This is a genomic window from Cellulomonas algicola (assembly GCF_019024305.1).
In the GTDB taxonomy this organism is placed as follows: Bacteria; Actinomycetota; Actinomycetes; order Actinomycetales; family Cellulomonadaceae; genus Cellulomonas; species Cellulomonas algicola.
Genome location: NZ_JAHKSJ010000008.1, coordinates 101,622 through 113,270, shown reverse-complemented (window position 1 = coordinate 113,270; position 11,649 = coordinate 101,622). Strand labels below are relative to the sequence as shown.

The window sequence follows — 11,649 nt, the reverse complement described above, 5'->3', positions numbered from 1 at the left end:
TGCGCGTCAGGAGCGCGTCAGGAGAACAGGTACTTCCCGCAGTGGGGCCACTGGCCCGCACCGGAGCGGTTGTACAGCATCTTCGCGCGCGCGGTCTGCTCGTCGGGGCTGGCCTGGGACGGGAGGCCGGCGCCGCCGACCGCCTGCCACGTCGCCACCGAGAACTGGTAGAGCCCGTGGTACTTGCCCGTCGACGACACGGCCGACGGGTTGCCGCCGGACTCGCACTTCGCGAGCGCGGCCCAGTTGAGCGAGTCGGCGCTGCCGCCCGCCGTGATCGGGCCGGCGGCGGCCGTCGAGCCGGACGACGTCGCCTTGGGCGCGGGCGCCGGGCGGGCCTTGGTGCCGGTCTTGACGATCTCGTCGACCGGCGCCTGCGTGATCTGGTCCGACACGGTCTCGCGGGCCGTCTCGACGCCGTCGACCGTCGTGACGCGCTCGACGAGCGTGCGCACGCCCGCGACGCCCGCGACGGCGACCTTGCGCTGGCCGGTGTAGAGGGTCGCGTCCTCCTGCGTGCTCGACGCGAACGGCACCGCGTGCGTCGAGGCGACCTCCTGCACGGCGACGCGGTTCACGACGACCTGCACGCGCCCCTCGGGCGACTGGCGGACGGAGACCCGGTCGAGCGGGTTGAGCGTGATGCCGAGCTCGCCGAGGACCTGCGCGACGCGTGCGTCCCCGTCCGGGGTCTGCAGCGTCTGACCGTCGACGAGGACGTCGGCGGAGCCGTGCAGCGTCAGGTCGAGCGCGAGCTCGGGGCGGCCGCCGGCGGCGGAGCGGGACGCGACGAGGGCGACGTCGCTCGCGCGGGACGCGAGCGTGTCGAGCGCCTCGTCGGCGGTGATCGCGGTGGTCCACACCGGCTTCTCGGTGCCGTCGAGGGAGACGGTCACCTGGCGCGCGTGGCGCACGACGACGTCGGTGCCCTCGGTGAGCGCACCGCTCGGCGTGACGACGTCACGCTCGCCGAGCTGGACGCCGTGCTCGGCGAGCAGCCCGTCGACGGAGCCGGCGAACGTCGTGACGCGCACGACCTCGCCGTCGACGTCGAGCGTCACGGCCTTGTTCGCGTGGGCGTAGCCGGCGGTCGCGCCCCCCACGAGGATGACCGTGGCGGCGGCGACGAGCGGGACCAGTCGACGACCGGACCGGAGGCCCTTCGTCGCGGCGCCCTGACGGTCGGTGGCGGTCGGGGTCTCGTCCCCCGGGGTCTGGGGGGACTCGGCGCTGGTGCGCGCGAAGGGACTGCGGAATCGGGTCGTGAAGGTCACGGGGCTCCAGCCGTCGTCGTGCCCGGGCACGGGGTCCAGGTCGCGCCCTCGCAGGGCACCCGGTGGGCGCGTGGCACGTGGCGCACGCGGGAGGGCGACCCTCAGGCCGTCCCCACCGGTCCCGGATCCCCGATCCGGCCGTCGTGACGGCTGCTGTCCGAGCCGTCGGGCGGGTCCCGCGCCGCCGTCACGACCGCCGTGCGTCGGATGCACACGGAGGCCCGGACGGGCAGGACCGACACGCGACCGTAACGGAACCGTGACAGATCTCCAACCCCGTGCCGGGGTGCGACAGGGGTGAAAGAGGTCACACCTCGACGTCGCCGCAGGTCAGAGCCGTGCGGCCCCGAGGGTCAGTACCAGCCCTTGGCCTGGCTGTGCGCCCACGCGCCGCACGGCGTGCCGTACCGGGCGCTGATGTAGTTGAGACCCCAGGTGATCTGCGTCGCGGGGTTCGTCTGCCAGTCCGCGCCGACCGTCGCCATCTTCGAACCGGGCAGCGCCTGCGGGATGCCGTACGCCCCCGACGACCTGTTCTCGGCGTTGACGCGCCAGCGGCTCTCCTTGTTCCACAGCGCGAGGAGGCACGCGAACTGGTCGTCGCCCCAGCCGCGAGCCGCCGCCATCTCCTTGCCGAGCGCCTGCGCCGAGCCCGGGTCCACGACGATCGACGACGGGTCGGGCAGCTCCGCGGTCCCGACGCGCACGACCTGCGTCACCGGCGGGGTGGTGACCACCGACGTGATCGGCGTCCGGCCCACCACGACGCCGCCCACGACCTGCAGCTCGTACGTCGTGGTGCGCACGCCCGCACGGCCCTTGGTCTTGACGACCTTGTTGCCCTTGACGAGCGTCGCGTCCTCGACCTCCTGCGTCTCGAACGGCATCGCCTCGGTGAGCGTCTCACCGCCCGTGCCGGCCCGCGTGACCAGCACGACGAGGCCGTCGACCGCGGTGGCGTCGAGCGGCACCGACACCTTGTCGCCCTCGTTCAGCACGAGGCCGACGTCCTTGAGCGCGTCACGCACGACCGCGGCGCTGCTCAGGCCGTCGATGACCTGGCCGTCGACGACGAGGTGGATCGTCTTGAGGGTGGAGACGCGGAGCACGTCGCCGCGCTCGAGCGCCGAGCTGCGGGACGCCGACAGCCGCACCTCGCCGTCGCGGAGGCCGAGACCGTCGACGGCCTCACCCACGGTGAGCGCCGTGCTCCAGACCGTCCGCTCCTCGCCGTCGACCTCGACCTGGAGCTCGTGACCGTGCCGCACGACGATCTGCCCGCCGCGCGCGATCGGGTCCCCGAGCCCGGGTGCCACGAGGTCGCGCTCGCCGACCTGCACGTCGCTGCCCTCGAGCACGTCCGCGACCGTCCGGCCGAACGCCTGCACCTCGACCGACCGACCGTCGACGTCGAGCGTGACCTCCTTGTGCAGCACCGCGAACGCGCTGGTCACGCCGACGACGAGCGCCAGCACCACCGCCCGCGCCAGGGCGGGCAGCGCGCGCGACCGCGCAGCGGTCACGGGCGGGTGGGCAGGGCGCACGCGGTGAGTCCTTCGGGCCGGGAGGGGACGGCTCGGGCGACCCTCGCGGACCACCCTGCGGCGGCCGACGTGGACGCCTGTCCGACCGTAACCGATCCGTGACCCGGCCGACCACCCACGGCCGGACCCCGGACGCCCGCCGACGTGCGCGCGCACCGCCCGTGACGACACGACCCCGGGGTCACCAGGGACCGTAGACCTGCTCCGCCGTCGCCGAGACGCCCGCGCACACGTCCTCGAGCGACCGGCCCGTGACCTCGGCGACCGTGCGGACCGTGCCCGGCAGCAGGTACGGCGCGTTCGGCCGGCCCCGGAACGGGTGCACCGTGAGGTACGGCGCGTCGGTCTCGACCAGCAGCAGCCCGGGCGGGACCTCGCGCAGCGCCGCGCGCAGGTCGTCGTTCGCACCGAAGGACACCGGCCCCGCGAACGACAGGAACCAGCCGTGCGACACCGCCAGGCGCGCCAGCCCCGCGTCGCCCGAGAAGCAGTGGAACACCGTCCGCTCGGGCGCACCGTCCGCGAGCAGGACCTCGACGACCTCGGCGTGCGCGTCCCGGTCGTGGATCTGCAGGGCCAGGCCGAGCTCCTTGGCCAGCGCGACGTGCGCCCGGAACGCCTCGCGCTGCACCTCGCGACCCCGCGGGCCGGCACGGAAGAAGTCGAGCCCGGTCTCCCCGATCGCCCGCACCCGCGGCGTCGCGCGCGCGACCGCCGCCACGCGCGCGAGCGCCTCGTCGAGCGGGACGTCCTCGTGCACGGACCGCGGGTCCGGCGTGAGCCCGTCGGGCGCGACCTCCCGGACACCCGCGTGCAGCACGGCCTCGTTCGGGTGGATCGCGACGGCCCCGAGCAGCGCGGGGTGCGCCTGCACGAGGTCGGCCGTCAGCACGACCGACTCGTAGTCGCAGCCCACCTGCACCATCCGGTCCACACCGACGGCCGCGGCCCGCGCCAGGTGCTCGTCGAGCGTCGGCGCGGGGGCGTCGTCGACCGCCGCGCCGTCCGCGGCCCGCTGCCAGCCGTCGGCCACCCACCCCAGCACCGACTCGAGGTGCGTGTGGTTGTCGACGACCGGCAGCGGCAGCGGCTCCGGCGGCGGAGGCCAGCCGCGGTCGCGCGTGCGTGCCACGTCAGGCCTGCTCGGCGCGCGCGATCTCCTCCTCGACGATCGCGTCGTCGAGCTTCGTGAAGACCGGCACCGGCTTGTCGACCGCCGCGCCCGGGACCAGCGGCACCGAGGCCCACCGCGGGGTCGCCGCGTAGTCGCCCGTGATGATCGGGTACGAGCGCGACGCGTCGTCGAGGTCCTCGACCTCGTCGATCCGCGGCATGGGCGCGAGCGTGCCCGACCCGCCGAGCGTCTCGTGCACCTTCTGCGCGGCGAACGGCAGGAACGGCGCGAGCATCGTGTTGGCGTCCGCGACGGCCTGCGCGGCCGTGTGCAGGACGGTGCCGAGACGCTCGCGGTCGGCCTTGAGCTTCCACGGCTCGGTCTCCGACAGGTACCGGTTCGCCTCCTGCACGACGCGCATCGCCTCGCCGATCGCGGCCCGGTTGCGGTGCTCGCCGAGCAGCTTCCCGACCGTGCCGAACCCGGCCGCCGTCGTCGCGCGCAGCGCCTCGTCCACCGGCTGCAGCGCGCCCGCCTCGGGGATCGCGCCGAAGTTCGTGTGGATCATGTTCGCGGTCCGGTTCACCAGGTTGCCCCAGCCCGCGACGAGCTCGTCGTTCGTGCGGCGCTTGAAGTCCGCCCACGTGAAGTCGGCGTCCTGCGTCTCCGGGCCCGCGACCGACAGGTAGTAGCGCAGCGCGTCCGGCTGGTAGCGGGACAGCATGTCGCGGACCAGGATGACGACCCCGCGCGACGTGCTGAACTGCTCGCCCGCGACGTTGAGGTACTCGCTGGAGACGACCTCCGTCGGCAGCTGGAGGTTGCCGTAGACGCCGGGCTCGCCGCCCTTCGACCCGCGACCGTCGTAGCCCATGAGCTCCGCGGGCCAGATCTGCGAGTGGAACGTGATGTTGTCCTTGCCCATGAAGTAGTACGACAGGGCCTCGGGGTCGTTCCACCAGCCGCGCCACGCCTCCGGGTCGCCCGACCGGCGTGCCCACTCGATCGACGCCGAAAGGTACCCGATGACCGCGTCGAACCAGACGTACAGGCGCTTGTTCGGATTCTCCTCCCAGCCCGGCAGCGGCACCGGGATGCCCCAGTCGATGTCCCGCGTCATCGCACGCGGACGCATGTCGTCGATGAGGTTGAGGCTGAAGTTCAGGACGTTCGGGCGCCAGCCCTGCCGCGTGCTCAGCCACTGCTCGAGCGCCTGGGCGAACGCGGGCAGGTCGAGGAAGAAGTGCGTCGACTCGACGAACTTCGGGGTCTCGCCGTTGATCCGGCTCTTCGGGTTGATGAGGTCGATCGCATCGAGCTGGTTGCCGCAGTTGTCGCACTGGTCGCCGCGCGCGCCGTCGTAGCCGCAGATCGGGCACGTGCCCTCGATGTAGCGGTCCGGCAGCGTGCGGCCCGTGCTCGGGCTGATCGCACCCATGGTCTGCTGCTCGACCATGTACCCGTTCTTGTGCACCGTGCGGAACATCTCCTGCACGACCGCGTAGTGGTTGCGCGTCGTCGTCCGCGTGAACAGGTCGTACGACAGGCCGAGCTGCGCGAGGTCCTCGACGATGACCCGGTTGTAGCGGTCCGCGAGCGCCTGCGGGCTCACGCCCTCCTTCTCCGCCTGCACGAGGATCGGCGTCCCGTGCTCGTCCGTGCCCGACACCATGAGCACGTCGTGGCCCGCCATCCGCATGTAGCGGGAGAAGACGTCCGACGGGACGCCGAAGCCGGCGACGTGACCGATGTGGCGGGGGCCGTTCGCGTAGGGCCACGCGACGGCCGACAGGATGCGGGACATGCGCCCGATCCTAGGTGAGCGGGTCGGACCGGGTCGTCGCAGTTCCGAGCACGCGTCAGTCGTCGTACAGGCGGTCGCGCGCCTCGGCGTCCTCGACCGGCACGAACGTCGCACGGTCGCCCGACACGTCCCAGCCGCGGTCGTCGCGCGCGGCCGGCGGGATGCGGATCGGCTGCGTGTCGCCGGGCCGGTACGCGGGCTCGCGCGCGGGCGAACCGGCCCGGTCGGAGGGCGACGGGGGCACCGTCGCACCGCCGGGGACGGGCTGCCACGGTGCCGCGGGTGACGGCACCGGCGCCGGCACGGGAGCCGGGACCGGACCCTGCACCGGCCAGCCCGTCGGGACGGGCGCGCCGGTCGCCGCGGGCCAGCCCGCGGTCGTGGTCACGCCCGGCTGCGCAGGCCAGCCCCCGGCGGTGAAGCCCGGCTGCCGCGCGGCGGGCTGGGCGCCGGCGCTGCCGGGCGTGAAGATCGTGGCGCACAGCTCGCGGTAGGTCGCGTCGGGGTGCGCGACCCAGTTGATGCGTCGCATCGCCTGGTCCTGGCCCGCGGACTCGAGCAGGAACTCCCCGTAGCCGAGCACGCGCCCGACGAGCGACCGCGAGTACCGCATGTCGGTGATCTTCACGAGCGGCATCATCGCGACCTTGTGCGTGACCAGGCCGTACAGCAGGAGCATCCGTTTGTCGGTCGCGACGAACCACTCGTTGCGCCAGTCCAGGACCTTCCAGCCGAGGCGGCCGAGCAGCAGCAGGAACAGCAGCCACAGCCAGTCCGCGTTCTGCTCCCCCACGACCATGCCCGCACCGGGCACGAGCAGGAACGCGAGCAGCACGAAGCCGCCGAACGTCGTGAGGACGGGCTCGGCGAGCTTGCCCCAGTGGGAGCGGGCGCTGAACACGACCCGCTCGCCCGGCAGCACGTACCGCCGGATGTTCCGGTGGCTGCGGACGATCGCGTCGGGGGTCGTCATGGCGTGCGGCGGGGCGTCGGCTACTCGGTGAGGCCCGCGAAGAAGCGGCCGAAGCTCGCGAACGCGCCCGTGATCATGTCCCACAGCGCACGGACGAGGTCGGCGGCGCGGTCGGGGCTCGTGACGATCGCGTACACCAGGAAGATCGCGACGATCCAGAACAGCGTGGTCTTGAGCTTCGGGGGCATGCGGGTCCTCGCAGGTCGGGCGTCGGGTCGGGCGGGTCGGCCCCGACCGGGTCGGCCGGGGTCGGTCCGGGGCGGGCGGCGCGAGGCCGTCCGACGCGTCCCGGCGCGGCAAAGGGTACTGACCGGACACTCCGGTCCACGGGAGCGGCCCCCCGCGTGGCGCGAACCGGGTGAATCGGTCGGCGTGTCGCGCTCAGCGCCGTGGCGTGTCGACGTCAGCGGACGACGACGCGCAGGACCCGGTCGTCGCCGTCGCGCGGGTCGCCGCGACCGTCGGTGTTGTTCGTCAGGACCCACAGCGACCCGTCCGGCGCGGGTGCGACCGCGCGGAGCCGGCCGTGCTCGCCGGCCAGCAGCGCCTGCGGCGTGCCCAGCCCGGCGCGCGCGTCGCCGTCGACCGGCGGCAGCAGCGGGAGGCGCCACAGCCGCTCGCCGCGCAGCCCGGCCAGGTAGACGCCCTCGTCGGTCACCGCGAGCCCGCTCGGCGACGCGTCGCGGGTCGGCCAGGTCGCCACGGGGTCGACGAACCCCTGGTCCGCGCCGCCCGCCCCCTCGACGACCGGCCAGCCGTAGTTCCCGCCGGGCTCGACCACGTTGAGCTCGTCCCACGTGTTCTGCCCGAACTCGGCCGCGAACATCCGCCCGTCCGACGACCACCCGATCCCCTGCACGTTGCGGTGCCCGAGGCTCCACACGGGAGACGCCGGGTCCGGGTTGCCCGGTGCGGGTGCGCCGTCGGGCGTCACGCGCAGGATCTTGCCGCCCAGCGACGACGGGTCCTGGGCGCGGCCGGGCTGCCCGGCGTCACCCGTCGTGACGTACAGGTACCCGTCGGGTCCGACCGCGAGGCGACCGCCGTCGTGGTTGCCGGCCCGCGGGATGCCCGTGAGCACCGGGGTCAGCGCGCCGAGCGTCGTGCCGTCGAGCGTGCCGCGCAGCACCCGGTTGTCGTCGGGCGTGGTCGCGTACAGCGCGACGTCGGCGGTGCCGGCGTCCTCGGCGAGCACCGCGACGCCCAGCAGCCCGCCCTCGCCGCCGGGCGCCACGACGTCCGCGAGCGCGTCCGCGCCCGGACCCGTGACCTCCCGGACCCCGCCGTCCGGTGCGACGAGCACCACGCGCGCCTCGTCGCGCAGCGTCACGAGCGCGGAGCCGTCGGCGAGGAACGCGAGCCCCCACGGCACGTCGAGCCCGGTCGTCACGTCGTCGACCTCCACGACCTCGACCGTCGCCGGTCCCGACGGACCCGGCAGCCCGGTCGGCGAGGTCGGCGCCGCCCCGCCGGACGCGCCCGTCGGCGTGACCGCGGTGCCCACATCCCCGTCCGCCGTGCAGGCCGGGGCCGCGAGCACCACCACGGCCACGGCGAGCGCGAGCGGTGCGTGCCCGTGGCGCCGGTCGCGCCCGTCGCGCCCGTCGCGTCCGTCGCGTCCGTCGCGTCCGTCGCGTCCGTCGCGTCCGTCGCGCGAAGCGCACCCGTCGCGCGCGGCGCACCCGTCGCGACCGTGCAGCGATCGCCGGTGCGGGGTGCGCGGCCCGGTGGAGGTCATGCCCCAGACGAGCACGCACCCGTGCCGCCCGCCACCCCGCGTGCGAGGCTGGACGCCGGACGTCAGCGCACGAGGAGGTCACCATGAGCACCGCGGAACCGACGCGCCGGGCACTCGTCGTCGTCGACGTGCAGCCCACGTTCTGCGAGGGCGGCGCACTGCCCGTCGAGGGCGGCAACGCGGTCGCCCGCGACATCGCGCTCTACATCGCGGACCACCGTGCGCGGTACGACCTCGTCGTCACGACGCAGGACTGGCACGTCGACCCGGGCGCGCACTTCAGCGACGAGCCCGACTACGTCGACACCTGGCCGCCGCACGGCGTCGCGGGGACGGCCGAGGCCGACCTGCACCCCGCGCTGTCCGCGATCGTCCCCGAGGCCAGCGTGAAGAAGGGCCAGTACGCCGCCGCGTACTCGGGCTTCGAGGGCGTCGACGGCGAGGGCCGCGGGCTCGCGCAGATCCTGTCCGACGGCGGGATCACCGACGTGGACGTCGTCGGGCTCGCCGAGTCGCACTGCGTGCGGTCGACCGCGATCGACGCCGTCGGGCTCGGCCTGCGCACGCGTGTGCTCACCGACCTCACCGCGCCGGTCACCGCGGAGCTCGGCGCGGCGGCACGCGAGGAGATGCGCGCGGCGGGGGCGGAGCTCGTCGCGTCGTCGGACCTCTGAGGGCGGACAGGACCTCCGAGGGCGGGCAGCGCCGTCGTGGCGACCTCCGAGGGCGGGCAGCGCCCTCGTGGCCACCTCCGAGGGCGGACGGCGCCCTCGCGGTGGTCTCGGTCAGTCCTCGTCCTGCGACGCCCACCCGAGGTTGGTCGCGACGCGCTGGAGGACCGCGAGCGTGGTCGCGTAGTCGTCGGCCGTGACGCCCTCCGCGATGCGCTCGCGGAACCCGGCCACCCGCTCGGCGAGCGCCGCGACATGGTCGCGCCCGTCGTCGGTGAGCACGTACCCGCCGCCGTCGCGGACGACCCATCGGCGCGACACGAGCAGCGTGAGCTCCGCGGTGCCGACGGGCTCCCCGGCCGCGGTGTCGAACGGGGCGAGGGCCCGCGCGACCGCGAGCTCGTCGACCGGCCCCTCCTCCTGCACGACCGACAGGACCTGCCAGTGCCGTCGGGTCAGGCCGTCCCGGGCGAGCTCGGCGTCGAGGCCGACCTCGAGCAGCCGGTCGACGAGCTTGACCCAGTAGCCGATCGGGCGCGCCTGCGACATCGGATCCTCCCCACCTGGTCCTCTCCCGATAGTGCCCGTCGGCACGCCGCGCGTCACGTCGGAGGTCGCGGCGGGAGGTCGCGCGGGGCGACCGATCGCGCGGGCCGGTCCGCGCGGTCGGTCGGTGGCGGGGCCGGCCGGCGCCCCACGGCGGGGGCCGGTCGCTCAGGCGGCAGGCGGGGCGGACTGCGCGTCGAGCGCCGCGTACGCGCCGCCGGCGGCGACCAGGTCGGAGTGCGTGCCGATCTCGACGAGGCGGCCGTCGCGCAGGACCGCGATGCGGTCGGCGCCCCGGATCGTCGAGAGGCGGTGCGCGACGACGAACGTCGTCCGGCCCGCCATGAGACGCCCCAGGGCCTCCTGGACGAGCCGCTCCGACGCGGTGTCGAGCGCGGACGTGGCCTCGTCGAGCACGAGCACGCGTGGGTCGCGGACCAGGGCGCGTGCGATCGCGAGCCGCTGCCGCTGACCGCCCGACAGGCGCGCGCCGCGCTCGCCGATGACGGCGTCGAGCCCGCCCATCTGCTCGACGAACTCGAGCGCGTTCGCGTCGCGCAGCGCGGCGAGCACCGCGTCGTCGGACAGGTCGGGGCTGCCGTAGGTGACGTTGTCGCGCACGGTCCCCTCGAACAGCAGCGACTCCTGCGGCACGACCGCGAGGAACCGGCGGTAGGTGCGCAGGTCGAGCGTCGCCATGTCGCGGCCGTCGAGCAGCAGGCGCCCGCCCGTGGGAGCGAGGAAGCCGATGACGAGGTTGAGCACGGTCGACTTGCCGGAGCCGGACGGCCCGACGAGCGCGATCGTCTCGCCCGCCCGCACGTGCAGGTCGAGGCCGTCGACCGCGGGCTCGTCGGGGGCGTCGTCGTACGCGAACCGCACGCCGTCGAAGACGACCTCGCCGCGCACGTCGTCGACCGTCGCCTTGCCCGCGTTGCGCTCGAGGTCGGGCTCCGTGAGCACCTCGCCCATCGACCGGACCGACTCGAGCCCCTTGGTGACGATCGGGGCGATGGTCATCAGCGCGGTCACCGCACCCGTGAGGGCGACGAAGTAGCTCGACAGCATCGTCACGTCACCCGCGGACAGGTCGAACATGCCGTTCCACGCGACCCACGCCGCGCCCACGAGGCAGCCGACCGACAGCATCTGCATGAGGATCCACGACAGCGCGCCGAACCAGCCGTTCGTCACGTCGAGCCGGATGCCCGCGTCGCGCACGCCCACGAGCGTCGCGCCCATCCGGTCGAGCTCGTCGCGCTCCAGGGCGTGCGCGCGCGTGATCGGGACCAGGTGCGTCATCTCGCTGACGCGGGCCGACATCTGCTCGACCTCGGCGCGGAACGCGGCGTTGTGCGAGGTCATGCGTCGACGCATCGCGACGACGAGCCCCGCGGCCGCCGGGACCGCGAGCGCGAACACCGGCAGGAACTCGGGGACGCGCACCGCGGTGACGACGACCGCGCCGATGAGCGTCGTCGTCGCCGACATGCCCGAGTCGAACGCCTGCCGGCTGCTCTCCACGACGTTCTCGACGTCGCGCACGATCTTCGCCTGCAGCACACCCGCGCTGACGCGGCGGTGGTAGCCGATCGACAGCTCCTGGAGGCGGCGGGACAGCGCCATGCGCAGGTTCGTCTCGACCGTGCGGACCGCGACCGAGAACGCGCGGACGTAGAGCCAGTGCATCGGCAGGTTCTGCCCGACGACCAGCAGCATGAGCGCGGCGGCCCACCACAGGTCGTGCAGCGGGCGGTGGTCGACGACGACGTCGATCACGTCCGCGGTGAGGACCGGGATGACCCAGATCGGCGAGTGCTTGGCGGCGAACGCGAGCGCGGCGGCGGCGAGGCGGCGGCGCTGGCCGGAGTAGAGGCCGACGAGCGTGCGGACGGGGTGCGCGCCGTCGTACGCGTCCTCGAGGGGTGCGGTCACGAGCGCCCATCGTAACGATTCGACCCGCGATCGCGTCGGACGGCGTGCGA

The 11,649-nt window shown here is 74.4% G+C and carries 10 protein-coding genes; 1 reads left to right on the top strand and 9 read right to left on the bottom strand.

From position 1 onward, the window contains the following. Window positions 1-17: 17 nt before the first annotated feature. From KOV94_RS07805 to KOV94_RS07775, 7 genes are all read right to left on the bottom strand, one after another. Window positions 18-1,274, bottom strand: coding sequence for a resuscitation-promoting factor (locus KOV94_RS07805; protein WP_308160433.1), 1,257 nt, complete (start codon window positions 1,272-1,274; stop codon window positions 18-20). A 353-nt stretch (window positions 1,275-1,627) separates the two neighbouring features. Then, window positions 1,628-2,818 (bottom strand): resuscitation-promoting factor, encoded by a 1,191-nt coding sequence (locus KOV94_RS07800; protein ID WP_235843508.1) that lies wholly within the window; start codon window positions 2,816-2,818, stop codon window positions 1,628-1,630. Window positions 2,819-2,999: 181 nt separating this feature from the next. After that, complete coding sequence (locus tag KOV94_RS07795; protein WP_218051733.1) at window positions 3,000-3,950, bottom strand: TatD family hydrolase; 951 nt, start codon at window positions 3,948-3,950, stop codon at window positions 3,000-3,002. 1 nt (window position 3,951) lies between these two features. Continuing rightward, a complete protein-coding gene (metG, locus tag KOV94_RS07790; protein WP_218051732.1) occupies window positions 3,952-5,736 on the bottom strand; it encodes a methionine--tRNA ligase in 1,785 nt (594 codons plus the stop codon). Window positions 5,737-5,791: 55 nt separating this feature from the next. Then, window positions 5,792-6,709, bottom strand: a complete 918-nt coding sequence (locus KOV94_RS07785; protein ID WP_218051731.1) for a PH domain-containing protein — start codon at window positions 6,707-6,709, stop codon at window positions 5,792-5,794. 20 nt (window positions 6,710-6,729) lie between these two features. Then, window positions 6,730-6,897 (bottom strand): hypothetical protein, encoded by a 168-nt coding sequence (locus KOV94_RS07780; protein WP_200829872.1) that lies wholly within the window; start codon window positions 6,895-6,897, stop codon window positions 6,730-6,732. A 215-nt stretch (window positions 6,898-7,112) separates the two neighbouring features. Then, a complete protein-coding gene (locus KOV94_RS07775) occupies window positions 7,113-8,114 on the bottom strand; it encodes a PQQ-dependent sugar dehydrogenase (RefSeq protein ID WP_308160431.1) in 1,002 nt (333 codons plus the stop codon). Between the two features lie 416 nt (window positions 8,115-8,530). Between KOV94_RS07775 and KOV94_RS07770 the strand changes: the two genes are divergently transcribed. Then, entirely contained in the window at window positions 8,531-9,121 is a 591-nt protein-coding gene (locus KOV94_RS07770; RefSeq protein ID WP_218051729.1) for an isochorismatase family protein, read from the top strand. A gap of 111 nt (window positions 9,122-9,232) precedes the next feature. Here KOV94_RS07770 and KOV94_RS07765 read toward each other — a convergent pair whose 3' ends face one another. Further along, a complete protein-coding gene (locus KOV94_RS07765; RefSeq protein WP_124342125.1) occupies window positions 9,233-9,667 on the bottom strand; it encodes a MarR family winged helix-turn-helix transcriptional regulator in 435 nt (144 codons plus the stop codon). A gap of 165 nt (window positions 9,668-9,832) precedes the next feature. Continuing rightward, complete coding sequence (locus tag KOV94_RS07760) at window positions 9,833-11,599, bottom strand: ABC transporter ATP-binding protein (RefSeq protein ID WP_218051728.1); 1,767 nt, start codon at window positions 11,597-11,599, stop codon at window positions 9,833-9,835. Window positions 11,600-11,649: the final 50 nt, after the last annotated feature.